Origin of the sequence: Chryseobacterium sp. MHB01, assembly GCF_034651565.1 — a bacterium.
Lineage (GTDB): Bacteria > Bacteroidota > Bacteroidia > Flavobacteriales > Weeksellaceae > Chryseobacterium > Chryseobacterium nepalense.
In genome coordinates, this window is the sequence record NZ_JAYEDA010000007.1 from 65,800 (window position 1) to 91,073 (window position 25,274).

Below are 25,274 nucleotides of genomic sequence, written 5' to 3' on the forward strand. Positions count from 1 at the left end.
TTCTATAACCGATGAATTTTACAGAGACCGCATGGAAAGTCTTCAACAAATCTATTGAAGATTATCACGTGTCTGATGACGTTAACACTCTAATTAATAATCCGTTCGAAAAAGACACTTTGGAACGAATTTTGTATGCAAAAAACTGGATTGATACCGTTCAATGGCATTTGGAAGATATAATTAGAGATGAAAATATTGATCCGGCTGAAGCGCTTCAACTTAAAAGGGCGATAGATGCATCCAATCAGAAAAGAACTGATCTGGTAGAATTTATAGACAGCTGGTTTCTTAAAAAGTATGAAAGTGTAATTCCTAAACCTGAAGCAAAAATCAATACTGAAACTATCGCATGGGCGGTAGACAGATTATCAATTCTCGCACTCAAGGTTTATCATATGTCGTTAGAGGCAAACAGAGATTCGGCTTCCGAAGAACACAGAGCCAACTGTAAGGCAAAATTAGATGTTCTTCTTGCACAGCATGAAGATCTTTCAACTTCTATTAATCAGTTGCTTACTGATATTGAGAACGGTGATGTTAAGATGAAAGTGTACAAACAGATGAAAATGTACAACGATGAAAGTCTTAACCCAGTCCTGTATCAAAAGGGGCAACAAAAATGAAACGATCACTTTTTTTTGGGGTATTACTAATTATAACATCTTGTGCAACGGAAAAACAAAACTTTTCTCCGTTGTCTACCGGCTTTTATAGCGAAACCAAAGGATCAGATTCCGATAAAGGAACAAAAAACAGCATTGATATTAATGTAAAAAGTAATGTAAATGCTTCCGAAATTTCCAATCTGATCGCCACTTTTCCCAAATTCAAAAATACAGCTTTAAACAGCGAAATCATTACTTTGAAATACAGCCTGCAAAACTATCTTTATGCGATAGATGCAGATAATCTGAGCGGGAAAAATAAAGCTTTAAAAGACTTTGAAAAATCTTATAAAAAAGTTCAGAAGCTGAGAACAAGTCTTAACAAGGATGATAATGAAATCCTGAACCGGTATCTGGTAAGATTAAAAACCAATGTTTCTGCAATTGAAGATTATATTAAAGCAAATTAAACTAACTAAGGGTATCAATGATTAAAATTCAGGCGGAGTCCAATGTTCCTACGGAATATGGTACTTTCCGAATGATTGCTTTATCCGAAAATGAGAATGACTGGATGCCTCATATGGCTATTGTCGCAGATAAAACAGATTTTTCAAAACCTGTAAATGTGCGTTTCCATTCAGAATGTATTACCGGAGAAGTTTTCCATTCAAAAAAATGCGAATGTGGGCAGCAATTGGATGCAGCCATGAAATATATCCATGAAAATGGAGGAGTTATTATCTACCTTCGCCAGGAAGGCAGAAATATCGGGATCATTAACAAGTTAAAAGCATATTCTTTACAGGAAAAAGGATTTGACACAGTAGAAGCCAATCTAAAGCTGGGACTCCCTGCAGATGACAGAAACTTCGGTGTTGCTATTGAAATTCTTAATTTATTGGATATAAAAGATATTAATCTGCTTACCAATAATCCTGAAAAGGTAAAATATGTAGAAGAAAGCAATATTCATCTTAATTCCAGAATTCCTTTACAAATTCCCGCCAATGAGATCAGCAGAGGTTATCTGCAGACAAAGAAAGATTATTTTGGCCATTTGTTGGATGAAAATGATAAATAAAAGCAAAGCTCCGGAAATTAATTCCGGAGCTTTTTTGTAATTATAAAAAACTGAAAAGATATGTCTTAATTAACTTTGATTGTCGTTATTTTAGACTCATCAAGGTTATAATATTTCACTACAGCATTATAATCACTTGTATCAACTGCTGATGCACCTTTCGCAGGGCTTGCAGGAACCAAAACTACTCTGAAAGTCTGGCTCGTAAGATACTGTGATACCTCAGAAGAAGTCATTGTTGTCTGATCAAAATTGGCTTCAGTGTAAATTTCCACATTTTGAGAATCAAACAAAGCATTGTAATCGAGCTCTCTTCCACCTGACAAATAATAGGTCTTTGGAATTAACTGCCATGCATTACTTGCTGCAGGATCTCTTCTGTATATTAATACAACATCTGTATTTTGTATATTAATCGGAACTGTAAAGGAATATCCGTTTGCATTGGTAAAGCTTCCACTTACATCCCTCATTTTAGGGTAAGTATCGCCGTCTCCCACAACGTTATCATTATCATCACAGCTGAATATAAATAAGCTTACAAAAGCTAACAGCAAAATTGGAAGATATTTTTTCATTTTATAAAAGTTTAATTGTTCTTGTTATTTATAAAGCGTATTCAAATCATATACCAAAAAACTTAAAAACATTGTTTTCATCATCTTTTTAATTGTATTTTTGTTATTATTCAAAATTATGAAGAAACTGGTCTGTACATCAATCTTTATTATCTCATTATTCAGCCCAAAAATTGCGGCACAATATGTCCCGAAAAACCTTTCCAGGGAAGATATAAAAAAAGCTAATCATTGGGTTGATAAAACATACAAAAATCTTTCACAGGATGAAAAGCTCGGACAGCTTTTTATCATTGCATTATACACCAATAAAGGTGAAAATGAGATCAATACCGTACGGAATATTGTTGTAAATGAAAAGATCGGCGGTCTTATCCTGATGCAGGATGACGCGGCAAGAGAAATCAATCTGGTTAATGAATTCCAGCAAAAATCCAAAATTCCCTTAATGATCGGGATGGATGCGGAATGGGGATTGTACCAGAGAATTGCTGCCGCACACAAATTTCCCTGGGCGATGACCCTAGGAGCTATTCAGGATAAAAATCTGATCCGCCAGATGTCTGCCAAAATAGCAGAAGACTGCCACAGAATGGGAATCAACTGGGATTTTGCTCCCGTTGTTGACGTAAACACCAATCCTGACAACCCGATTATCGGCAACAGAAGCTTCGGATCTGAAGTGAGCAATGTTATCCGCTCTGCATCTGCTTATGCCAGCGGTCTTCAGGACAATACTATTCTGGCGGCCATAAAACATTTCCCGGGACATGGTGATACCAGCACAGATTCTCATCTGGATCTTCCGGTAATCTCCCACAACCTTGACAGGCTTAATACCGTTGAACTTGCTCCTTTTAAAGCATTAATGAAAGAAGGCATCGGAGGCGTAATGGTTGCTCATTTATATGTTCCTACCTTAGAATCAGGAAAAGGAATTCCTGCTTCGGTTTCAAAAAATATTATTACCGGTCTGCTGAAAGAAAAATTAGGCTATAAAGGACTCATTATTACCGATGCATTAAACATGGGTGCAGTGGCCAGCAAATATAAACCGGGCGAACTGGATGCGATGGCTTTTAAGGCCGGAAATGATATTATGCTTTTCTCCCAGGGTGTTGCAGAAGGAAAAAAACTTATTCAGAAAGCAATTGATAATGGCGAAATTTCGCAGTCAAGGGTTGAAGAAAGTGTAAAGAAAATCCTTCTGACAAAATATTTCTTAGGCTTGGATAAGTACAGCCCGAAAAATCCTGAAAACATCAATTCAGATTTAAACAATGATTCTCATAAAACATTGGTTCAGAATTTATATGCGAATGCTTTAACATTATTGAAAGATGATAAAAAACTGCTTCCCCTGAAAGGAAATACAATCTATTATGTTCCTCTGGAGGAGGCACCTTATCAAACTTTTGTTAATGAAATGGGTTTTGAATTGATAATTAAAAAAGCAAATGAGATCAGTACAATTCCTGCGAATTCTACAGTGATTATCGGGTTGCATAAGGACAATTCCACAGCTTACAAATCTTACAAAATTTCAGAGGCATCAAAAAAGATATTATATGAATTATCAAAAAATCAAAATGTTATACTGAATGTTTTCGGAAGCGCTTACGCCCTTAAAGATATTGATATCTCAGGCATCTCGACAGTACTGGTTTCTTATGAAAACAACGATGATTCTATGACGGCTACAGCCAATGCACTGAAAGGAAAAACAAAAATACGGGGCAGGCTTCCTGTTTTGGTAAATCAAAAACTACAGGCAGGAATAGGAATTGACCTTGAGCCTGCAGCCGAAAAAATAAAGTGAATTTATTTACAAAATCAAACAACAATACATCAATGAAAATAGGCATACTTTGCTATCCCACCTACGGAGGAAGCGGAATTGTAGCAACAGAACTGGGAATGTCACTTGCCAATAAGGGGTATGAAGTTCACTTCATCAGCAATGCACTTCCGGCGAGATTGGATATTACCAATCCGAATATTTTCTTTCACAGGGTAAATGTTCAGACCTATCCCCTGTTCCAGTATCAGCCTTATGACATTGCACTGAGCTCGATGATTTATCGCGTAGTGAATCTCTATAAGCTGGATCTTCTTCATGCCCATTATGCCATTCCTTATGCTTATGCCGCATTTACCGCAAAGCAGATGTTGAAGGAAGATGATAATGACATTCCGCTGGTTACTACCCTTCACGGTACTGATATCACACTGGTTGGGCAGCATCCGAGCTACAAACATGCTGTAGAATTTTCCATCAACCAGTCTGATGCGATCACTTCCGTATCCGAAAGCTTAAAAAAAGACACTCTTCAGTTTTTCAATATTAAAAAAGAAATTCAGGTGATTACCAATTTTATTGATAATTCTGAATTTGATGAACCTAGTGACTGTCAAAGGACACAATTTGCAAATCCTGATGAAAAGATCCTGATCCACGTTTCCAACTTACGACCTGTAAAAAGGGTGGATGAAGTGCTTCAGATATTCAAAAGTGTACAGAAAAAGGTAAAATCGAAATTAATCATTATCGGGGAAGGGCCGGATATGGAGAAGGTTAATCAGTTCCTTGAGGAAAATCCTGACCTAATCTCAAAAATCCGTTTGCTTGGAAAGGTAAACGACCTGTACCGAATTCTTCAGTTATCCGATGTCTTTTTACTGCCTTCGGAACAGGAAAGTTTTGGTCTTGCCGCACTGGAAGCGATGGCTGCCTATACACCGGTTATAAGTTCCAACGCGGGAGGAATTCCGGAAGTGAACATCCAGGGTGAAACCGGATTTTTAGCGGAAATCGGAAACGTGGAAGCCATGAGCAACTATACCATTAAACTGCTGAGCAATGAAGAACTTTTAATTGAAATGAAGAAAAATGCGAAAGAACAGGCCATTAAATTCGATCTGAAAAACATTCTTCCTATCTATGAGGAAATGTATAGAACGACTATTGAAAATTTTAAAAATGAACTAACTAAAGTATAGATTTTAGAATCTAAAATACAGGCTGCATTTTTGGTAATGCAGCCTTTTTTGTATGATGTTATCAATTAAACGTTAAGATTTTATAAGGTTTAGAGAGAGTTAATAAAATATCTTTAATATTCCATAAGAATTAATGATTCATTTTTGATCTCCCAACCTCAACCTCTTCTCACATTTTACTTCTTACATCTTACTTCTCACTTTTCACATCTCACTTCTAGCACCATTCTCCGGAGCAGCCGTATCCTTACGATTCACCAGCAGTACATTATATTGATCCGTAAGCGCATTCAGCTGATTGATGACGGTGGTGTATGGCGACGGCGGTGTTTCCACCAGAAGATGAAGCGCATCGATCCTGTCACGCAAAGCATAGTATGCGGCATTCACCTCTTCCCTTTTAGACTTAATGGTTTCCGGGTTGGCATCTCCGTATTCCTGGGTTCGGGAAAGATATTTTGTATTGAACAGTTCATTGGCATTCTTCAGTTCCGCCACCCATCCTGAGAGTTGAAAATAGGAAATAGCATCCGCCAATTCCGGCTTATTTTCCCAATCCCTAATGAGATTATTAAGCGTGGCGGTTTCTGCCTGATAATTGAGACGCGCAATGCCGCTGCCGTACAACGAAATACTGTCGAGAAGCAATTGAGCGTTCTCTTTTCTTGCACTTTCAAAATGGTAAGATTGGGACAGAAGGTAATAATTAATCCCTATCACTGCATTATCCCTTCTCTCATCCAACTGTAAAAGTTCCTGTGTCTTCTCATTAGCCAACGCTTTCTTATACAGATTTTCCAGCTCGGAAATTCTGGTGTTAAAGATGGAAAGCTTGGCATCGATCTGTAAGGTTGCGGGGTTGTTCAGGGCGATAATTCCTGAGAAGTCTTTTACGTATTGCAGGTATTCTGCATTGCGAAGTTTTGGTAAGTCGATAAAATTCATTTGTGTATATTTATTATTAAACCATATGATGTGATTAATTATTTTATTCCGGCAGGCTCTGGTATAAAAATCCCTTCGGACGTTCCCGAAAACCTCCTGCAGGCTGCAGGAAGCTTTCGGAGTTTCCCGAAAAGCCGTTGCGAGGGTACGACAAACTTTCGGGTGTTCCCGAAAAGTCATTACAGGGGTGCAACAGCTTTTCGGGAAAAAAGGAAATTACTTGCTGCTTTCAGCCTGGCTTTTCCAGAAAGCAATCTGGTCTTTCAGCTCAAATAATTTTTCAGCTAATTTACTATTTTTTATAACCCGTTGTGCATTTTGATTCATTTTCGTCTCTTCGAGTAGATTTTTTAAAAAATCGTATCGAGAAGTTTATAATTTTGAAGAGAGATTCCATTCTCGATACATTTTTTCTCCACTTTGTTGCGAAAAAACACTCCAAGTGACGAAGCGACTATCAAAATTTTTCAAAATTCACAATCGTATTTTTTATATTCAAAAAATACAACTTTTGTTGGCGTTTTTACAACTTTAGTTCAGATGCATGTGAAATATTTTCTTTAGATTTGCCGCACAACTATAGATTCGACTCAATAGTATTTTATCCTGTTAAGAAATTAGCAAAAAAAACACTCATGACTGAAAAACTACTCCAATATCTTTGGAACCATAAGATCTTTAAACATTTCGATTTCAGGGATATGGAAGGAAATCCTGTTGAAATTATTGACTTCGGGAAATGGAATACCGATTCCGGACCGGATTTTTTAGAGGCTAAAATTAAAGTCGGCGGCGTTATTTTAGCCGGACACATAGAACTTCATATAAAATCTTCCGACTGGATCTTCCATAATCATTCCCAGAATCCGAATTATCAGAACATTATCCTTCATGCCGTTTATGAACATGACATGGACATTGATGAACTGAATAATAAAAACATTCCGACATTGGAACTGAAGCACCATATTGATGAGGGTATGCTTTGGAAATATGAAAAGCTGTTAAGTGGAAATCAGTTCATTGCCTGCGAAAGCAGCTTCAATCCAAAACATATTCCTGTTGGTTTTCATGAACAAAATATCCTGAAAAAACTGAATGAAAAAGCTGAAGACCTTGAAAAAAAACTGAAGAAATTCAACAATAATTTTGAGGCCATTCTGTTCCACAGCCTTGCCTATTCTTTCGGACTGAAGATCAATGCTGAGATATTCAGGCAAATTGCAGAAAGCATTGAATTTTCAATTGTTCTTAAAGTACGCCAAAACAAAACGCAGTTTGAAGCTTTATTATTCGGGATTGCGGGGTGGTTGGAAGATCCGAAGGATGAATTAGTAAAAATCTGGAAAAGGGAATTTGATTTTTTAAAAGCAAAATTTAAAATATCTGATGTAAGAATCCATCCTAAATTTTTAAGGCTGCGTCCGCCTAATTTCCCCACGCTGCGTCTGTCTCAGCTGGCGGATTTGTATCATCAGCACCAGAATTTATTTTCAAAAGTTATTCATGCAAAATCCGCAGAAGAATTGTTCAGTTTATTTAAAGAAATCAAAGCTTCGGAATATTGGGACAATCATTTCAGCTTCGGAAAAATTTCCACGGTACATCAACCCAAAGTATTGAGCAGAGACTTTGTAGAACTTATCATCTTAAACACAATCCTGCCTCTGAAATATACGTACCACCGATACCACCATGAAGAAATTACAGAGGAACTCCTTGCTTTTTATAAAAATCTGCCTGCAGAAAAAAACGCGGTGATTGACAGTTGGAGTAAAATGGATATAAAAATTCTCAGCTCCCTGGAAAGCCAAAGTTTCATTTATCATTTCAATCATTTTTGTGTACAAAAAAATTGCTTAAATTGCAGTATTGGATTTACACTTTTAAAAGAATCTTAAAATGCTAGATAACATCCGCCACAAAATGGAAAGAGAATGGTTCGGTGTTCTTACGAGAACCGGCGCAAAACTGGGTATTCCGGTATCCAAACTCAGAGTATTTTTTATTTACTCTACTTTTGCTACGGCAGGATTTTTCTTCCTGATCTACCTCGGACTGGCATTTACACTATGGGTGAAAGATATTTTCATCACCAGAAGACCTAATGTTTTTGATCTTTAAACTATGGAATTTTTACAGATTACTTCCCCGGAAGATTACAGAGTTGAGCAGATTTACGGTTCATACTGCACCACTTTTTGTGAAAACGAACGAAGAGACTGGGAAAAACTGGTTCCTTTGTTTACAAATCCTAAAGTAAAAATCCTATCTATCCTCCACGAATCAAACAATATTGGGTACCTCATTCTTTGGGAACTCAGCACTTATACTTTTGTGGAACATTTTGAAGTTTTCGAACAATTCAGAAACCAGAAACTCGGCTCACATATTACAAAATATCTTTTTGAAAACTATCCCAGAATAATCCTGGAAATAGAACCGGAACATGTGAATGAAAATGCGGCAAGACGCTATGCCTTCTATCAGAGAAACGGCTTCCGCCTTATCGATGAAATGTATGTACAGCCAAGTTACGGAAAGGGTAAAAAACCTCTTAATTTATGGTTATTATCCAATTATACGCCAGAGAATGTAAAAGATATTAAAGATGAAATTTACGATATTGTGTATCATTAATATCTGAACCTATTTATTTTCCGACAGAACTTTCCTTCAATCTTTCAACGAACACCGGAAGAGATTCTTCCATTCTTGATAAAGCACCTGTGAGGTTTTTAGCCCTTACAAAAGCTCTTGTCTGTGGTTTGTCTAAAAATGAAAATTCAATAAACTCGGAGATCCTTTCTTTGGGAATGCCTTCTTTGATGAAATAATCATCCTCTACCCTTTCGCGAATCCATGCAATATCTTCCTGGAGGTCATCATATTTATACTGCCTTTTCATTCGCCTCGCATCCCCGCTAACAACATCATAAAGCCCCTGAATATTGAGATTTCCCAGCAAAATAGGAAGTAACACCTGTTTTATATCTGCCGGTGTTTCCCTCATTTTCCCAACAGGTTGCGGAAGTCCTACTGCATCTTCCACCAACTTTCCTTTATCGATTTTGGCCATCGCGCGGGAATCCTTTTTGATATCGCCGGTAAGATTGGCGATTTCTACTTCTTCAATCTGTTCAGCGATTCTTATCAGTTTAATCGTTGTTTTATTTTCTGTAAGATATTTTGCCTGTATAGAAGACCTTTCATAGCCGGAACGTATGAACCGTAATTCATCTTCAGGCGCTGCTTCGATTGAAAAAGTTCCGTCTAAGGCAGTATAAGTCCTTTTCTCTGAAGAGATATTCATGATCATCACAGCAGGAAGCGCAACGCCGTCTTCATCAGTAATGGATCCTTCTATCGTTTTTTGTGAAAATACATGGAGAAAAGGAAATATTACAAAAATTAAAAGTTTGATTCTCATTACTTTTAAGATATAATGAACCTAGGGAGTTTTATAGGCCGAGATTCTGTTTAGTACAGCATTTTTAAACCTGTTCAGATCCGCTTCGGTAACATAGCCGTATTTAAGGATATTTTTTCTTTCAAAACCTGTTCTCAGTATATAAAGGATAAAATGCTGTATCTGTGCTTTTTCAATTTTAAGATCTTCAAAAAACTCTGTTCCAAGGGCATTCTGCAGGTAATTCAGGAGATCCATATCATCCCACTTGTTTTTAACTTTTCCCAGAGAAAATACACCTTTTGTTACCGGCTGTACAAATTCCCCCGCACGCGGTGCTAAAACCGAAGGTGCTGATTTTCGCTTCATGTAGACAGCAAGATCACTTTTAAGTTTCTGGACTTTCCTTGGAGGGTTAAGGTTTTTGGAATCAATTTTAAGATCTCCTGTAATTTCTTTTTTCAGTTCTACTTCTGCAATAAGTGTTGCCGATCTCATGAGCGTAACATTAACAGGTGCACTGATGTTTTCTTTATTGATTTTTCTGTTGGCTCTTTCATAACCGTTTTTCACAAACCGAAGCTCATCTCCTGCTCTTCCGGATATCATAAAATGGCCGTCGCGATTGGTTGAAATTCTTTCGTCAGTCCTTATATTAATGACCGTAACATCGGAAATTTCATTATTATCTTCAGAAGTCACCTTCCCGAAAATATAATCCTGGGCCTGAATATTGATGAAAAGAACGGTAAATAAGACAAAAAGTAGTTTAATTTTCACGGAAAGTTTTTTATTAGAGCAAAACTATAATTATTTTTAAATATTTCGGGAAGTTTAACCACAGTTAACGCGTTTTAGCATTTCTTTTTGATTTATAGCTTTAAAACTGTTAAATCAACCGCTCAATTTGTTAAAATTTCACTTAAAATTAAGTAACTTGCACATTGAATTCCAATCGAAATGCAAAATTCTTATACCGTTATCAATGCTTCAGCCGGCTCGGGGAAAACCTATGCGCTGGTGCAGCGGCTTTTGATGATCTGTCTCCGGTATCCTAATCAACAGCAGTCGATCAGGAATATTCTGGCACTTACTTTTACCAACAAGGCAGCCAACGAAATGAAAGAAAGAATCCTGAGCTGGCTGGGAAATTTCTCGTCGGATGATTTCGCGGAAAATAGTGATCTGAAAAATATCCAGAAAGCGTTTGAACTTGAAGGCATTAAGATTACCATTGATGAACTTCATATCCGTGCAAAAAAACTACTGGATTATGTTCTTCATAATTATTCTACTCTGAATATCGGAACTATAGACCGTTTTAACTCCAGACTTGTAAGAAGCTTTTCTTATGAATTGGGTCTGGCTAAAAATTTTAATCTTGAAATTGAAGCCGAGCCCTTCCTTATTGAAGCCGTGGATAAAATGCTTGACCAGATCGGGGAAAATGAAGTGATTTCCGAATCGTTCATGGATTATGTGGATTACAGCCTTGAGAATAATGAAAGAATTAATTTAAATAAAAACCTGTATGATTCTGCGAAAGAATTTGTGAAGGATATTCATTATGAACATCTGAAAAACAATAAAGACTTCGACAGCACGAATTACGAAAATATTAAAAATACACTTCGTAAAGAAATTGTATTAAACAAAAAACAGGCGAGTGATCTTGCCGCAAAATCGATAGAATTATTCAGGTCGAAAGGTATTGAGATTGAAGATTTCGCGCAGGGCAAAAATGGAATCGGCGGATTTTTCACTAAAGTATTAGATTTTTACCAGCAAAAAAGAACGGGTTTTCCTTTTCCTACCACTGCAGAGGAATCCGTTGTCAATAATTACCGTAAAGGTGCTTCTTCAAAATCAAAACACAAGAAAGGTGATATTTTAGAAATTCTTGATCAGCTTCTTGAAAATAGGATGCAGCTGATTCTTCTTTATATTGAAACACAGAAAAAAGAGAAAATCCTTTCCGCACTTTTGCCACTGAAAGTAAATAAAGATATCCAGGATGAGCTGAGAAAAATTGAACAGGAAAATGATCTTGTGCTATTAAGCAAATTCAATATTCTGATCAACGAAAATCTTAAAAATGAGCCGTCTGCTTTCATCTATGAAAAGGTAGGATCCCAGTTTCAGCACTATTTTTTTGATGAATTTCAGGATACCTCCGAGCTTCAATGGCAGAATTTCCTTCCGCTGAGAGACCATTCCATTTCTACTGAAAATACTTCGTTTACATTGGTTGGAGATCCGAAACAGAGTATTTACCGTTTCCGGGGCGGAGAAAGCAAACTGATGCTTGATATTATCAACAAAAAAGAAATTACTCCCAAGGAAGCCGAACTTCTGGTGCTGAAAGACAACTGGCGGAGCGCCAGGAATATAGTCCGTTTCAATAACGATCTGTATCGCTTTCATTCTGATATTTTAGAAGAAGAGCATAAGAATATTTTCGGGACAGACGCAGAACAGACGCCGAGATCTTCAATGGAAGGCCGTGTAAAAGTAAATTTAATTGAAAATCTTACGAATGAAGATTTTTATAATGATACTTCTGAAAGAATGCGGAAAGATATCCAGGAAAGTCTGGATAATGGTTTCAGATTTTCAGACATTACCATTCTCTGCCGCGGGAATTTTGACATTTTCAGTTATTCCCAGAAATTAGGAAATCTGAAGGTAAATTATAAAGGAGAGGAAACGAATATTAAAACAATTTCTGACAAAGGTTTAACCCTGGAGCTTTCCAATACGTTAAAAGCCGTGATCGAATTCCTGAAATGGGAGGTTAATCCGAAGAATAAACCCAACCTGATTATGATGATGTACTATCTTAACCAGCTGGGAAGAATTCATATGGCAGATTTTACCCTGGAGATGAAAGAAATCCTTGATCTTAGCTCTCATGAAGAAATTTTAGATTTCATCCAGAACAGGTATGCCTTAAAGCTTAAGCAGGATCATTTCCCGAGATTTAATCTTTATAATTTTGTAGAATATTACATCAACGAATTTTCCGTTGAAAGTAAAGAAACGGATTTCCTGCTGAACTTTCTGGAAATGCTTTTTAATTTTACCCAAAATGCAGGGGCAAGTACTAAAGAATTCCTTAAATATTGGGACGAAGAAGCTTCTGCGTATACAATTCAGGCTTCTGAAAATATTGATGCGGTACAGATCATGACCATTCATAAGGCTAAAGGTCTGGAATTCCCAATCGTTTTTATCCCGATGATGAATAAAAACCGTGATGCCGAATTTACCAACTGGTTTGAAACTTCAAAAGACACTCCGCTAAAGTCGGTCAACATTAATCAATTCAGCAAAAATCTGGAGGTTTACGATGAAGAAATTGAAAAATTCAACAGACAAAATTCATACAAAAACTTTGTAGACCGGCTTTGCCTGCAGTATGTTGCCACAACGCGACCTGTGGAACAGCTTTTTTTCTATATCCAAAAAGCCAATAAAACATCAAATAATCTTGAGCTGCTGGAGTTTCTCCAGTCGAAAAATCCTGAAAATCTTGATGAATTTGATCTGTACGAGGTTAGTCCTGAAATGCTGAAAAAATATTCGAAGGAAAAAATTTCATCTTTTAAAACCAAGGACATCCGGGTTCTGAAAAACATCAGTGAAAACAATACTTCAATAAAAATCGCAACCCCTTCCAAGAACTATCAGGTAAGAAATGAAAAGGTGAGAATCGGTCTTTTTGTGCATGAACTTTTATCTCAGATCAATACCGCAAAAGACGTTTCTAAAGTTCTGGAATGCTATATTCTTGAAGGTCAGGTAACCCTTGAGGAAAGCCGTACGATACATTCCGAACTTAAAAAAATCATAGAAACCCATGCCGAATTCTTTGATGAAAAATGGGAAGTTATCAATGAAAAAGACATCATGATTTCCGAAAACGGTGAAAGTAAAGTGTACCGGCCCGACCGTATGCTGAAAAGTGATGAAGGCTATATCATCGTTGATTTTAAAACGGGAGAAGAATCTTCCAAAAATGAACGCCAGATTGAGAATTATAAAAATATTCTTGAAAAACTGGGCAAAAAGGTTTTGAAGACAAGGTTGATTTATTTGTAAATCAAAAACATGATAAAAATTTTCGGCGGCACCTTTGGTGCCGCCGAAAATTTTTATCATTAAGTCAATTCAATTTATTCTCCTTTAGGATTAAAAACCCTTTGTGCCAATTCCTGGTCAAAAAGATATAGTGCTGAAGGGTTATCAGATACCATCTTAATTTTTGTTACCAGTTGTGAAGCACTTGCTTCCTCTTCCACCTGTTCATTAATGAACCACTGTAGAAATGAAGTGGTGGCAAAATCACCTTCATCATTGGCATTTTTAACGATATTGAAAATACTTTTTGTTACTTTTCTTTCGTGCTCCAGTGCTTTTTCAAAAATATCAATTGCTCCAAGGAATTCATGTGGAGGCTTAGGAATTTCACCGATGATTATTTCTCCCCCCACATCGTTAAGGTAATCAAACATTTTATCGGCATGCATTAATTCTTCCTTACTCTGCACTCTGAAATAATTGGCAATCCCATCAAGATCTTTTCCCGAAAACCATGCGGACATTGACAGATAATATTGTGCAGCGTACTGTTCGTGAGCTATTTGTTCGTTAATTAATTTTGCAATTTTCTCGCTAACCATAGGGTATAAATTTACTTTCAAAATTAGGGAATAAACTCTTAAAACAAAAGTTTTAGTAAAAATTAATAAAAAAGGGCAGGATAAATCCCGCCCTTCAACACATTAAAAAATCAAAATTATAAACTACTTTGTTGCATCCGGAGCTACCGTATTCATTGGCTTATGCATTCTGGTACCTCTCTCTTTCATCGCCATTCTTCTTTGCTCCATTTTAGCTTTTCTGTCGGCCTGCCATTTATCATATTGCTGAGGTGTTAAAATCTGCTTCATTTCAGCATCCATTTGTGCTCTTTTAGCTTTCATCTGCTCCGCTCTCGCCTGTCTTTCACCTTTATTTTTTTCAAATTCAGTTTTCATTTCAGCTTTTCTCTTATCATGAAGCGCTTTAATTTTATCAACCTGTGCCTGATTTAAATTTAAATCTTTCTGCATTTGAGCCATATGCTCCTGTTCTTTTTGCTGAAACTTCTGCTGCATTTCAGCTTTTTTTGCCTGTCTGTCCTGTGGAGTAGTCTGTTGAGCCATTGCAAAACCTCCGAATCCGATAAATGCTATCGCTAATACTAATTTTTTCATATTACAAATTTTTAAATATTTCTTGTATATCTTTTTGATTATCCGTTAAAATAAAAGTTAAATAGAAAATATCACAATTATTGTTAAAATTAAATATGAATAATTCAACATTAAGGTACTAAAAAAAAGGCAGAATTATTACTCTGCCTTCACACCACTTAAATATAATATATGAAAATCTATTATTCAATTATTCTCTCTATATCTTTTTGATAATTAGCTAAAACAAAAGTTAAATGCAAAATATTATAATTATTGTTAAAATTAAATATGAATTTCATAAATATAAAAAGAGCAGATTTATAAAAACCTGCCCTTCACACCACTTAAATATAATATATGAAAATTAATTCTTTGCAAATCCGTTTCTGAAACCGCCGTTACCTCTCTTTTCACCACCATTATTCTGCTGTCTCGGTGCGGTATTTTCATTTCTTCTGAAACTTCCTTCATTTCTGAAGCCTCCGTTATTTTCTCTTTTAGGAGCCTCTTCTCTTCTAACTTCTCCACCTCTGAATCCACCGCCTCTGTTGCCATTATTTTCAGCTCTTGGAGCACGGAATCCACCATCATTTCTTACGCCGCTATCATTACCTCCTCTGAAACCTCCGTTATTTCTCGGCGCATTACCATTATTTCTGAAACCTGAATTATCATTACTTTTATTTCCAGCATTATTGTTGCGGAAGCCTCCGTTATTGCCATTATTACCATCTCTCACCGAACCCCGGAATCCATTATTTGGTCTGTCGCTGGATCTTACAATATTAAAGGTAGGATTGTCCATTCTTCTGAATTTCGCCCTGTCTACTCTGTAAATATTGATATTTACATTTCTATATCTTGGCATCGGTCTGCAGATTGCAGCATAATGTGTTCTTCTGTAATTCTGGAAATACACTACCGGACTGTATCCTCTGTAATAATTATTCTGGAACACTACAAAAACCCTTGGACCCATGATTCTCTGTAAAGCATAGAATCTGTCATAATACCATCTGTCCGGATTGTATCTGTAGAACCTGTTCCATGATGAAAAACTTATATACAGATTATTCAGTCTCAGGATCTGATCGATCTGCCATGGATTTAGCCTGTTTTGGGTAAAAAATACATTCCAGTTAATATTAACGATACTGTTTCGGTAATCGTTGTAATTACTCTGATAATAATTCTGTGGATAATAATCCTGTGGATAATTATAATAGTAATCATCCGGGAAATAATTCTGGTCATCTTCATCGCTGTAATAGCCACCGTCATTCTGATAATATCCGTCATTGTCATATCCGTAATCCGGATACTGCTGAGCAAAGGAAAAAACTCCGAGACTCAAAGCAAAACCGATCAATATTTTTTTCATTTTTAAAGTCGTTAATTGGTTAATAATATAGTAGAATTCTTCATTCTATCTTTTGGATATAAATAGAAAAAAGAAGTTAAATCTTTCGATAAAACTTCTTTTAATTATACGTTAATAAATTGATAATCAATTGTTAAATTTACAACCTTCCACTATCTTTGATCCAATATGCTATCTTTTTATTGAAGTCGGATTCATGTTTAAGGTCTTCAAGCTTTAGATGCATTCTATACCTCCAATAATGTGGAAAAACGGCAGGATTGTTAATTCTTTCGTTATCCATTTCAATATTAGCCAATCGCTGATCGGTTGCCAGAAATTCCTGTATCGGGAAAATAGCCAGCATTGCATCATTATAAAGATGTTGTTTCATAATAATTTCAGCAAGATAAGGATCAAGATTTTCCGGTGCCTGTCCGTACTGGATCAGTTGGAGGTTAAAATACTGCTGGGTAAGTGAGGGGTTTTCTTTCCACCACTGTCTCAATGTTGAGCTGTCGTGAGAAGAGGCCGTTACCACATTCAGGTATCCTGCATTTTTAGGATTATAAAAAGGAATGTTATCGGATGGCATTCTCTGAACTTTCAAAGCAACGATTGCCAATTCATCCATTACTACCGGAACACAATCCGGAACCAGCCCCAGATCTTCACCACAAATAAGCATTTTGGTGGCATTCAGGATTACAGGTAATTTTTCCATGGCTTTTTCATACCAGAGATGATCCTGCCTTTTAAAGAAATAATCATGGTACAGATCGTATATTGCTTTCTTTTCCCAATCCGAAAGATATTTGTACGATTCTGTGTTATATACATTAAATCTCGGATGATAAACTATCTGTCCGTTTCTTTCTTCAATTAAAAATAAAACATTGGCACAAAGTGATATAAGCTGGCTTTCAATTGGTCCGCGAGGATTTTTCCTGAAGAAATCCGACAATTTTCTTTGGGTATTGAATTCTTCTTTAAAAGAATAAGTGCCGTCGTAATTATTGTCAATAAATTCAAGCGCATTTGCGTTTTCTTCTCCGAAGTAATTCCAAAGAATCTGATCATTGATATACGGCTTACAATACCTGTCGAAATTGAAAGGAATATTCCATTTACCGAATTCCTCCAGCGTAACCGGAACGGCAGGGTAAAAATATCCTAAAATTCCCTGTGTTGCGGAAATCGGCATTCTCCAGATCCTGAAAAAACCTAAAATGTGATCAATCCTCATCGCATCAAAATACTGCTCCAATGCTTTGAACCTGTTTTTCCACCACTTGTAATCATCCGCTTTCATGGCTTCCCAGTTATAGGTTGGAAACTCCCAGTTCTGTCCAAGCTCTGTAAACTGATCAGGTGGTGCGCCGGCCTGAAAATCCATTCCGAATAACTCAGGCTCCGTCCATGCTTCTACCGAATATCTGTAAATCCCGATTGGAAGATCTCCTTTAACGGAAACACCTAGTCTATGCGTGTAGTCAATAGCATCTTTCAATTGCCTGTGAAGCTGATACTGCACCCAGGCATGCAGCATAGACGCATCATAATCTTTACTTTTTGCGCTGAAAAAAGGCGCAATTTTTCCGGCAATATATTTTTTATGCGTCTTCCACTCGTTGAAATTCGGGGTTTTATATTTATCTCTTAAAACACAGAACGCAGCATACGGAATCAGCCAGGATTCATTGTCTTTAATAAATTTTTTAAAGTTCCTGTCTTTATATATTTTCTCTTTATCAGCATCAAAAACCGCTCTCAGGTATTTCCATTTTCCTGAGATCATTTTCTCATAATCGATCAGATCAAGTGCATTCAATTCGGATTTTTCAGCTTTATATTCAGCAAAAAGATCCTCGGGCAACGGGAAGTCCAGCTGTTCCAGAGCAATATACTGCGGATGAAGCGCATAGACAGAAACTGCTGCATAGGGATAAGAATCTGTCCAGGTATAATTTGCAGTGGTATCGTTGATCGGCAGAATCTGAATAATTCCCAAGTTAGTTTCTTTCGCCCAATCTGCCAGTTTTTTAAGATCTGAAAATTCTCCCACACCAAAGCCGTCATCTGTTCTTAAAGAAAAGATAGGAACAGCCACTCCGGCATCGTGATACATCTGGTAAAGTTTGAATTTAAAATAATGGTCTGCAACGACATGCAAAACATCTTTGGATTGATTGGGAAGGGCAAAACGGTTTTCGCCAGCTTCTACATCAAATACTTTTCCGGATGCTTTATCATAAAGACAGTATTTATATTGTATAAATTCATTTTCTGGAATTTCAACTGAAGTTTCCCAGATACCGAAATCCGTCTGCGACAACTGAATAACCTTATCATAATCCCAATTTCCAAGGGAAGCCGTACTGCCGAACAGGACAACCGCCCAGTCGGGATTATAGATGGGCGCTTCAATTCTAAATAAATGGGTATGCTTTTTTAAAACCGATATTTTTTCGGGTTTAAATGTATTCAGCTTATTGTAAAGTATTTTATTGTTAAGGTAATTTTCAGGAAAATTTTTGTTGTTCCAGCGATCAAAAATAATAAACTCTTTATAATTATGAGGGAAATTCAAACGATGCAGGACAAATTCTTCACGCAGCATACTTCCTTTTTCATCTATAACCTGATATTGATAAGAAATAGATTTTGAAAAGTAATCCACTTCACATTTCCATTGTCCGTTTTCTTCATAAAACATAGGATGCGTCTGCGATACAGCATTTTCTTCGCTGATAACCAGCTGAAGTCTTTCTCCGACTTTTGTACTGTAACCTACATTAAAGTATATCTTCATTTACATTTTTTTATAAAAATACATTATAATATCGAAAAATAAAACTTATTGAATATCAAATATTCATTAAAAAAACCTTCTCAAATATTTTGAAAAGGCTTGATATATTGTAAAGATAATGATTATTCTGTCACTACAATTTTCTTATTGAGTAATACTTTTCCGGATTCATCCGTAATGTTTACGAGATAGGCTCCGCTTACAAGATTTCTGAGATACACCTGTTGTCTCAAAAATCCGTCTTTTACAGATAAAGCTTGTGTGAGGACATTCTTACCGGAAAGATCAAAAATATTAAGTTTTACAGATCCTTTTACCGTTTTGTCATTAACATTAATATTGATTAATTTTTCATCTACTCTTGTAGGATAGAGATCAATATTTGCGAAGACATTTCCTAAAGCCGCCTTATCATTTGCAAAATACTTGCTTGCAAGATCATAAATATGCAGATTTTGCTCTCCCAGAAGCTGTTTGGCCTGTAAAGTATTGAGGTCCACTTCGTATAACGGAGCTCCTTTTGCACTGGCAATAACAACATTCCCTTTTGAATTAACTGCGGATCCATTTACCGAATAATTATCAGGAATTCCGGCAATTTTACCGATAAATTTAGCTTTTAATTCTTTTGTCACGACTTTAAATACATTCCCTGATGCGGAAAACACATAAAAATTACCTTCTGCATCAGCAATCATATCACCACCAAAACCGGTTTCCATGATCGTGAAAGAACTTTTGCCGTTGGCAGCATCATCTGTAATGATACCCAGATCAGTGACGTTATATTGATTTCCCGATTTACTTATTTTGATAAACTGTGTCCCTACATTATTAATTGCGTAAATACTTCCGTCATAGCCTGCAGTCATTCTTGTAAAATGAGAATTGATATCGCAGGAAGTAACTCTTGCCACGTTATTTTCAACCAATGTTATTTCGCGTGATTTTGCATTTAAAACATAGATATTTGAGGAAAACATTGGCATATAAACCAGATTATTGTTGGAAGCATCGTAAGCCAGAGTCGCCATATTCACAGCCTGGGCATTGTTATACGTATTCTTATCTTCCGTTACAGCACCATTTCTGTTTTGGGAAAAAACTTTTGAAGAAGAATCTGCCGTAAAAATTACCTCTCCGGAAACTCCTCTGTTTGCATCAATAGTACGGAAATCGTTAAAAATAATACTTGGTGAATCTTTACCGACAAGCGCAAAAAAATCCTGTTGCGCAGAAGCATTAATACCGATAAACAGCAAAAATAAAGGGAATAGATGTTTTTTCATAGTATATAAATTTTAATTTTTAATCATTTTATTATGACTAAGTTACGTATTTTTTGAATTCATTTTAAAAAAATTTAAGGTTAAAGAAGAATTTTGAATTTGAGCTTTCTGTCAATTCGCTTTGCTCCATTCAGAATGATATCTATACAAAAAAACTCCCACAAAACAACTGTGAGAGTTTATAATATAAATATTTAAAAATTTTAATTTAAAACGTATGTTGTTCCATCCCTTCCGTCTTTCAGCTCGATGCCTTCCGCAAGAAGCCTGTCGCGGATCTGGTCTGACAGTTCAAAATTCTTTGATTTTCTAGCCTGATTTCTTAATTCAATTAAAACCTTCAGCGTCTGATCCAGTTTTTCGTTATTATTTTCTTCAATGGTCTGAAGTCCTAAAACATCGAATATTAAAGCATTTAAAGTAGATTTCAAATCTTCCAAATCATTTTTTGAAATGGTTTCTTTTCCATCCTTTAGAGCAAAAATATATTTTACAGCTTCAAATAAATGCGCGATAAGAACCGGTGAATTAAAATCATCGGTTAATGCATCATAGGCTTTATTTTTCCATTCTTCAAAGCTAAAACCGGATTGCTTTTCATCATTCGGCGTAATGGATTGTAAAACTTTAACGGCTTCCATTAACCTGATGAATCCTTTTTCGCTGGCCAGCATGGCATCATTGGAAATATCCAAGACACTTCTGTAATGTGCCTGCAGGAAACAGAAACGTACAATTGCCGGATGGAAAGGCTTTTCGAAAAAGTCATTTTCTCCGGTTACCAGCTGCATCGGCAAAATATAATTCCCCGTTGACTTACTCATACGCTGAGAATTCATGGTAAGCATATTGGCGTGCATCCAGTAGTTTACCGGAGCGCTATCATTGCATGCTTTACCCTGTGCAATTTCACATTCGTGGTGCGGGAACTTCAAATCCATGCCACCTCCGTGGATATCAAATGTTTCTCCCAAATATTTTGTACTCATTGCTGTACATTCCAGATGCCACCCCGGAAAACCTTCTCCCCAGGGAGAATTCCATCTCATGATATGTGCCGGGGAAGCTTTTTTCCAAAGAGCAAAATCCTGAGGATTTTTCTTTTCACCCTGCCCGTCCAGATCACGGGTATTTGCGAAAAGTTCCTCAATATTTCTTTTCGATAATTCGCCATAATTTAATCCTCTCCTATTGTATTCCAAAACATCAAAATAGACGGAGCCGTTGCTCTCATAGGCAAATCCTCTCTCAATCAATTTCTGTGTAAGTTCAATCTGCTCCACAATGTGACCCGTTGCGGTGGGTTCAATATTCGGAGGCAATAAATTAAACATTTCCAGAACTTTATGAAAATCTACCGTATATTTCTGTACGATTTCCATAGGTTCCAGCTTTTCAAGGCGGGTCTGCTTCACAAACCTGTCGTTATTGACGTCACCATCATCGGTAAGGTGCCCTGCATCAGTGATATTTCTAACATATCTTACTTTATACCCTAGATGAGTAAGGCTACGGTAAATGAAATCAAAAGAAAGGAAAGTTCTTACATTTCCCAGATGGACATTGCTATAAACAGTTGGTCCACAGACATACATCCCGACATTTCCATCTAAAATGGGTTTAAATATTTCTTTTTCGCCGGTAAGCGAGTTGTATATTTTTAGTTGCATGATTTAATAAGTAGTAATTAATGATTAATAAATGATTAATAAATGATTTTTAAATTTAATTCAAGATAAATCTTTCACAACAAATAATGGTTGTGATAAAAATTTTATCTGAGATTTTTTTAAATTTTATCATTATAATTTACTTCCAGAAGTGAGGTTTAATATAAAAAACAGTATCAATAAAATATAACACTCCTTTTTGTGTAAGAACATTTTCGTCATGTAAGTCTTCCAGAATAATTCCTAAAGAAGGATTATAATAATCATTGTTTCTTATATTTTCAAATCCATTATTACCAAGAAAACTTTTGACTTCTCTAAGATCAGTTAATTGATCTAATTTAACAAATCTTTGTTTTACGACTGCATATAAGATATCCGAATTCATATAAAATCCAATTAACTCATAAGCTGTATCCGGAAAAAAATAATTATTTAAAAGGAGATTATGAAAGTAATCCAACCATGATTCATAGTAAATAGAATCATTAAGTTTCAAAACAGAACTATCATCTTTCAAATACACTTTTTGTTCCGCTCCTTCTGAGACAAACAGATCAAAGTCTATTGTATCATACCAAAAGTTATTAGAATTAATCCAATTAATTAACTCTAATGTTTCTTTTCTTTTGAAAGGCTTTTCTTTTGAAGCCAGTTTGCCTGTTTCTTGGCTTCTTCCAAGGTAACCGGCGATTGCTTGGATAATATTTCCATGCTTAACTTCGCTCTTTCCTGAAAGGATATATTGGAGTTCATATTTGATATCATTTAGCATTGTTAAAAATAGTACAATTTTTCATTTAATCCAATTTCGCATGGCTTCCCACATAGTGAAGGAATTCCTGTCTTGTAATAGGATTGGTCCTGAAAATACCACTTAATTCTGCAGTAATGGTAGAGCTTGCCGTATCTTTTATTCCCCTGCAATTTACACAAAGATGTTTTGCATCAATGATACAGGCAACATCTTTTGTACCCAAAGCTTCTTTTAAAGCATCAACAATCTGCATGGTAAGCCTTTCCTGAACCTGTGGACGTTTTGCATAATAGTCTACGATTCTGTTGATTTTAGAAAGCCCGATCACTTCACCGTTGGAAATATAGGCAACGTGTGCTCTTCCGATAATCGGCAAAAAATGATGCTCGCAGAATGAATATACGGTAATGTCTTTTTCCACCAGCATCTGGCGGTATTTGTATTTATTTGAAAAGGTAGAAATGCCCGGTTTATTTTCAGGTAGAAGTCCGCCAAAAATTTCGTTAACGTACATTTTGGCAACCCTGCGCGGGGAATCTTTCAGAGAATCATCCGTCATATCAAGTCCTAGTGTTTCCATGATTTCTCCAAAAAGTACGGTTATTTTTTCTATTTTCTCTTCTGGTGATTTCTCAAAAGCATCTTTCCTGATAGGCGTATGTTCTTTTCCAGTGAAAATATCATCGTCGTTGTCCGTAAAATCAACCATTTTTATTTAATTTGCACAAAAATACGGATAAAATCTGTTCGTCATATTTAATTTAGCCGAAAAACATTATCTTTCGCCGCCAACATCACTTTACGTTATGATTATTGCTGAAGAAGTACAAAGCAAAGCCCGGGAAAGGGAATTTTTAGAGTTTCCGGGAAGACTTTATCAAAATGACCCAAACTATATCAGACCTTTAGATAAAGACATAAAAGAAATCTTTAATCCTGAAAAAAACAGATTCTTTAAAAACGGAGAATGCGCCCAGTTTTTGTTTAAAAACAAGGAAAATGACACCGTAGGAAGAGTTGCCGTATTTGTCAACAATTTTTACGAACAGCAGCAGCCGACCGGCGGAATAGGTTTTTTTGATTGTATTAATGATCAGAAGACGGCGGACTTTATTTTTAATTACTGTAAAGAATGGCTCCAAAAAAGAGGAATGGAAGCCATGGACGGATCCATCAACTTCGGGGAGCGGGATAAATTCTGGGGTGTACTAACGGATGGCTTTGAACAGCCTCTGTATGGAATGAACTATAATTTCCCTTATTATAAGGAGCTTTTTGAAAATTATGGATTCAGGATCTATTTTGAGCAGCTCTGTTTTTCAAGACCTATTTTTGCGGAAGTTTCACGCGTTTTTATGGTTATGCATGCAAAGCACCAACGAAATCCTGACATTTCGGCTCAACCCATGAAAAAGAATGCCCTGAAAAAATTCGCAAAAGATTTTACAGAAATCTACAATAAAGCCTGGGCGGCTCATGGTGAAGGAAAATGCATGGAAGAATCTAAGGTACTGAAGATGTTTAAAACCATGAAACCTATTATTAATGAGCATATTTCCTGGTTTGTGTATGAAAATGAAAAGCCTATTGCCATGTGGATGAATATTCCCGATCTGAATCAATGGTTTAAATATATGAACGGAAAATTTGGCTTTTTTCAAAAACTTAAATTCTTATGGGTAAAAAGATTCAAGAAAAATGAAAAAATGGTAGGCCTTGTTTTCGGGGTGGTTCCGGAATGGCAGAGGAAAGGAATTGAAGGATATATGATCTGGGAAGGGACACAGCATTTAAGAAAGCATACTGATTTTAAAGTTACGGAAATGCAGTGGATCGGAGATTTCAATCCTAAAATGATTAAAATTGCTGAAAATCTTGATACTACGGTAACAAGGAAACTGGCAACCTATCGATATTTATTTGATCGTAATAAAGAATTTGAAAGACATCCTACACTATAATCTAAAAATATATTTTATGAATTCAGTATTTGTTTTACTTGTTTTATTTCTTTTCATCATATTATTGATTCCTGCCATTATTTTTCTTATCGCCTATCTTGCTGCGAGAAGCCGAAAGAAAAAGCAGAAAGTACTGCTCGAAAAAATAGGAACTCCCCAATATTATGCTTTTGTAAGATACAATATGGGAAATACACAAAATGAATTCTTTAAGCTCAAAGCATTTCAGGGCAGTGGAATTTTATATGTTGAAGGCCGAAATATTTATTTTGAAGATACTCTACATCAAAATCCGCACGTATTTCCTATGAGTGAAAGCAACATCAAATGGGAAGATGTTAATATTGTAAACGGACTTTTGAAATGGTTTTCTATCGCCGATCAGGAGAAGAAATATTATTTCAATATTGAAAGCGGAATGTTTATTTTCAATCTTGATTCTTCGAAACCTACTACCAAAAGTGTTTTTGATAAATTATTACAACATCAGAATGAAATTTGATGCGTTTAGTTTTTGGCGGCGGCTCCGCCGCCGCCAAAAACTAAAATAAAAAAACCTCA

At 36.1% G+C, this 25,274-nt stretch carries 24 protein-coding genes; 12 read left to right on the forward strand and 12 right to left on the reverse strand.

Going from position 1 to position 25,274, the window contains the following annotated elements:
- The first annotated feature begins 11 nt into the window (after positions 1-11).
- Genes U9K52_RS12525 through ribA form a run of 3 tightly spaced genes read left to right on the forward strand, consistent with a single transcriptional unit; the run spans position 12 to position 1,692 of the window.
- Positions 12-626: a DUF4254 domain-containing protein gene (locus tag U9K52_RS12525; protein ID WP_248390405.1), complete on the forward strand. Its 615-nt coding sequence runs from the start codon at positions 12-14 to the stop codon at positions 624-626.
- Positions 623-1,078 (forward strand): hypothetical protein, encoded by a 456-nt coding sequence (locus tag U9K52_RS12530; RefSeq protein WP_248390402.1) that lies wholly within the window; start codon positions 623-625, stop codon positions 1,076-1,078. Before U9K52_RS12525 ends, U9K52_RS12530 begins: the two co-directional genes overlap by 4 nt.
- A gap of 17 nt (positions 1,079-1,095) precedes the next feature.
- A complete protein-coding gene (gene ribA / locus U9K52_RS12535; protein WP_248390399.1) occupies positions 1,096-1,692 on the forward strand; it encodes a GTP cyclohydrolase II in 597 nt (198 codons plus the stop codon).
- A gap of 65 nt (positions 1,693-1,757) precedes the next feature.
- Here the strand turns inward: ribA and U9K52_RS12540 are convergent, their stop codons facing one another.
- A complete protein-coding gene (locus tag U9K52_RS12540) occupies positions 1,758-2,270 on the reverse strand; it encodes a hypothetical protein (RefSeq protein ID WP_248390396.1) in 513 nt (170 codons plus the stop codon).
- A gap of 118 nt (positions 2,271-2,388) precedes the next feature.
- Between U9K52_RS12540 and U9K52_RS12545 the strand changes: the two genes are divergently transcribed.
- The gene (locus tag U9K52_RS12545; RefSeq protein ID WP_322926827.1) at positions 2,389-4,089 is read left to right on the forward strand and encodes a glycoside hydrolase family 3 protein; all 1,701 of its coding nucleotides are present in this window, start codon (positions 2,389-2,391) and stop codon (positions 4,087-4,089) included.
- A 32-nt stretch (positions 4,090-4,121) separates the two neighbouring features.
- On the forward strand, positions 4,122-5,270 hold the full coding sequence (gene bshA / locus U9K52_RS12550; RefSeq protein ID WP_288243716.1) for an N-acetyl-alpha-D-glucosaminyl L-malate synthase BshA: 1,149 nt from the start codon (positions 4,122-4,124) through the stop codon (positions 5,268-5,270).
- A gap of 204 nt (positions 5,271-5,474) precedes the next feature.
- Here the strand turns inward: bshA and U9K52_RS12555 are convergent, their stop codons facing one another.
- A complete protein-coding gene (locus U9K52_RS12555) occupies positions 5,475-6,215 on the reverse strand; it encodes a DUF6261 family protein (RefSeq protein WP_322926829.1) in 741 nt (246 codons plus the stop codon).
- A 30-nt stretch (positions 6,216-6,245) separates the two neighbouring features.
- On the opposite strand from U9K52_RS12555, the gene U9K52_RS12560 reads away from it, so the two are divergent.
- From U9K52_RS12560 to U9K52_RS12575, 4 genes are all read left to right on the forward strand, one after another.
- Positions 6,246-6,491, forward strand: coding sequence for a hypothetical protein (locus U9K52_RS12560; protein ID WP_322926832.1), 246 nt, complete (start codon positions 6,246-6,248; stop codon positions 6,489-6,491).
- A 359-nt stretch (positions 6,492-6,850) separates the two neighbouring features.
- Positions 6,851-8,116 carry a DUF2851 family protein gene (locus tag U9K52_RS12565; protein ID WP_322926834.1) on the forward strand — a complete coding sequence of 422 codons (1,266 nt, stop codon included), beginning with the start codon at positions 6,851-6,853 and terminating at the stop codon, positions 8,114-8,116.
- Position 8,117: 1 nt separating this feature from the next.
- A complete protein-coding gene (locus U9K52_RS12570; RefSeq protein WP_029297636.1) occupies positions 8,118-8,339 on the forward strand; it encodes a PspC family transcriptional regulator in 222 nt (73 codons plus the stop codon).
- A 3-nt stretch (positions 8,340-8,342) separates the two neighbouring features.
- On the forward strand, positions 8,343-8,855 hold the full coding sequence (locus U9K52_RS12575) for a GNAT family N-acetyltransferase (RefSeq protein WP_322926839.1): 513 nt from the start codon (positions 8,343-8,345) through the stop codon (positions 8,853-8,855).
- Between the two features lie 13 nt (positions 8,856-8,868).
- Here U9K52_RS12575 and U9K52_RS12580 read toward each other — a convergent pair whose 3' ends face one another.
- Both U9K52_RS12580 and U9K52_RS12585 read right to left on the reverse strand, forming a co-directional pair.
- On the reverse strand, positions 8,869-9,645 hold the full coding sequence (locus tag U9K52_RS12580; RefSeq protein ID WP_322926842.1) for a carboxypeptidase-like regulatory domain-containing protein: 777 nt from the start codon (positions 9,643-9,645) through the stop codon (positions 8,869-8,871).
- Between the two features lie 21 nt (positions 9,646-9,666).
- Entirely contained in the window at positions 9,667-10,404 is a 738-nt protein-coding gene (locus tag U9K52_RS12585; protein ID WP_322926844.1) for a carboxypeptidase-like regulatory domain-containing protein, read from the reverse strand.
- Positions 10,405-10,584: 180 nt separating this feature from the next.
- On the opposite strand from U9K52_RS12585, the gene U9K52_RS12590 reads away from it, so the two are divergent.
- Complete coding sequence (locus tag U9K52_RS12590) at positions 10,585-13,725, forward strand: UvrD-helicase domain-containing protein (RefSeq protein ID WP_322926846.1); 3,141 nt, start codon at positions 10,585-10,587, stop codon at positions 13,723-13,725.
- A gap of 74 nt (positions 13,726-13,799) precedes the next feature.
- Here U9K52_RS12590 and U9K52_RS12595 read toward each other — a convergent pair whose 3' ends face one another.
- The 8 genes from U9K52_RS12595 to folE all read right to left on the reverse strand — a co-directional run bounded on the left by U9K52_RS12595 (position 13,800) and on the right by folE (position 23,461).
- Positions 13,800-14,306, reverse strand: a complete 507-nt coding sequence (locus U9K52_RS12595) for a ferritin (protein WP_072883991.1) — start codon at positions 14,304-14,306, stop codon at positions 13,800-13,802.
- 123 nt (positions 14,307-14,429) lie between these two features.
- The gene (locus U9K52_RS12600) at positions 14,430-14,882 is read right to left on the reverse strand and encodes a hypothetical protein (protein ID WP_322926849.1); all 453 of its coding nucleotides are present in this window, start codon (positions 14,880-14,882) and stop codon (positions 14,430-14,432) included.
- 346 nt (positions 14,883-15,228) lie between these two features.
- On the reverse strand, positions 15,229-16,245 hold the full coding sequence (locus U9K52_RS12605) for a hypothetical protein (protein ID WP_248390357.1): 1,017 nt from the start codon (positions 16,243-16,245) through the stop codon (positions 15,229-15,231).
- A 139-nt stretch (positions 16,246-16,384) separates the two neighbouring features.
- Entirely contained in the window at positions 16,385-19,036 is a 2,652-nt protein-coding gene (locus U9K52_RS12610) for a 4-alpha-glucanotransferase (RefSeq protein WP_263601611.1), read from the reverse strand.
- Positions 19,037-19,158: 122 nt separating this feature from the next.
- Positions 19,159-20,325 (reverse strand): T9SS type A sorting domain-containing protein, encoded by a 1,167-nt coding sequence (locus U9K52_RS12615; protein ID WP_263601612.1) that lies wholly within the window; start codon positions 20,323-20,325, stop codon positions 19,159-19,161.
- A gap of 203 nt (positions 20,326-20,528) precedes the next feature.
- Positions 20,529-21,995, reverse strand: a complete 1,467-nt coding sequence (gene cysS, locus U9K52_RS12620; protein ID WP_322926852.1) for a cysteine--tRNA ligase — start codon at positions 21,993-21,995, stop codon at positions 20,529-20,531.
- A 139-nt stretch (positions 21,996-22,134) separates the two neighbouring features.
- Positions 22,135-22,770 carry a hypothetical protein gene (locus U9K52_RS12625; protein WP_263601614.1) on the reverse strand — a complete coding sequence of 212 codons (636 nt, stop codon included), beginning with the start codon at positions 22,768-22,770 and terminating at the stop codon, positions 22,135-22,137.
- A 25-nt stretch (positions 22,771-22,795) separates the two neighbouring features.
- Complete coding sequence (gene folE / locus U9K52_RS12630; RefSeq protein ID WP_248390338.1) at positions 22,796-23,461, reverse strand: GTP cyclohydrolase I FolE; 666 nt, start codon at positions 23,459-23,461, stop codon at positions 22,796-22,798.
- A 97-nt stretch (positions 23,462-23,558) separates the two neighbouring features.
- Between folE and U9K52_RS12635 the strand changes: the two genes are divergently transcribed.
- Both U9K52_RS12635 and U9K52_RS12640 read left to right on the forward strand, forming a co-directional pair.
- On the forward strand, positions 23,559-24,713 hold the full coding sequence (locus U9K52_RS12635) for a hypothetical protein (RefSeq protein ID WP_322926855.1): 1,155 nt from the start codon (positions 23,559-23,561) through the stop codon (positions 24,711-24,713).
- A 16-nt stretch (positions 24,714-24,729) separates the two neighbouring features.
- On the forward strand, positions 24,730-25,215 hold the full coding sequence (locus U9K52_RS12640; protein ID WP_263601616.1) for a hypothetical protein: 486 nt from the start codon (positions 24,730-24,732) through the stop codon (positions 25,213-25,215).
- The last annotated feature ends 59 nt before the right edge of the window (positions 25,216-25,274 follow it).

Coding starts and splice junctions, on each gene's coding strand:
- U9K52_RS12605 (WP_248390357.1), bottom strand. CDS start 16,245: ATGAAAAAAATATTGATCGGTTTTGCTTTGAGTCTCGGAGTTTTTTCC.
- U9K52_RS12600 (WP_322926849.1), bottom strand. CDS start 14,882: ATGAAAAAATTAGTATTAGCGATAGCATTTATCGGATTCGGAGGTTTT.
- U9K52_RS12575 (WP_322926839.1), top strand. CDS start 8,343: ATGGAATTTTTACAGATTACTTCCCCGGAAGATTACAGAGTTGAGCAG.
- U9K52_RS12590 (WP_322926846.1), top strand. CDS start 10,585: ATGCAAAATTCTTATACCGTTATCAATGCTTCAGCCGGCTCGGGGAAA.
- U9K52_RS12625 (WP_263601614.1), bottom strand. CDS start 22,770: ATGCTAAATGATATCAAATATGAACTCCAATATATCCTTTCAGGAAAG.
- cysS (WP_322926852.1), bottom strand. CDS start 21,995: ATGCAACTAAAAATATACAACTCGCTTACCGGCGAAAAAGAAATATTT.
- U9K52_RS12530 (WP_248390402.1), top strand. CDS start 623: ATGAAACGATCACTTTTTTTTGGGGTATTACTAATTATAACATCTTGT.
- bshA (WP_288243716.1), top strand. CDS start 4,122: ATGAAAATAGGCATACTTTGCTATCCCACCTACGGAGGAAGCGGAATT.
- U9K52_RS12615 (WP_263601612.1), bottom strand. CDS start 20,325: ATGAAAAAACATCTATTCCCTTTATTTTTGCTGTTTATCGGTATTAAT.
- U9K52_RS12640 (WP_263601616.1), top strand. CDS start 24,730: ATGAATTCAGTATTTGTTTTACTTGTTTTATTTCTTTTCATCATATTA.
- U9K52_RS12565 (WP_322926834.1), top strand. CDS start 6,851: ATGACTGAAAAACTACTCCAATATCTTTGGAACCATAAGATCTTTAAA.
- folE (WP_248390338.1), bottom strand. CDS start 23,461: ATGGTTGATTTTACGGACAACGACGATGATATTTTCACTGGAAAAGAA.
- U9K52_RS12635 (WP_322926855.1), top strand. CDS start 23,559: ATGATTATTGCTGAAGAAGTACAAAGCAAAGCCCGGGAAAGGGAATTT.
- ribA (WP_248390399.1), top strand. CDS start 1,096: ATGATTAAAATTCAGGCGGAGTCCAATGTTCCTACGGAATATGGTACT.
- U9K52_RS12525 (WP_248390405.1), top strand. CDS start 12: ATGAATTTTACAGAGACCGCATGGAAAGTCTTCAACAAATCTATTGAA.
- U9K52_RS12540 (WP_248390396.1), bottom strand. CDS start 2,270: ATGAAAAAATATCTTCCAATTTTGCTGTTAGCTTTTGTAAGCTTATTT.
- U9K52_RS12610 (WP_263601611.1), bottom strand. CDS start 19,036: ATGAAGATATACTTTAATGTAGGTTACAGTACAAAAGTCGGAGAAAGA.
- U9K52_RS12570 (WP_029297636.1), top strand. CDS start 8,118: ATGCTAGATAACATCCGCCACAAAATGGAAAGAGAATGGTTCGGTGTT.
- U9K52_RS12555 (WP_322926829.1), bottom strand. CDS start 6,215: ATGAATTTTATCGACTTACCAAAACTTCGCAATGCAGAATACCTGCAA.
- U9K52_RS12595 (WP_072883991.1), bottom strand. CDS start 14,306: ATGGTTAGCGAGAAAATTGCAAAATTAATTAACGAACAAATAGCTCAC.
- U9K52_RS12580 (WP_322926842.1), bottom strand. CDS start 9,645: ATGAGAATCAAACTTTTAATTTTTGTAATATTTCCTTTTCTCCATGTA.
- U9K52_RS12545 (WP_322926827.1), top strand. CDS start 2,389: ATGAAGAAACTGGTCTGTACATCAATCTTTATTATCTCATTATTCAGC.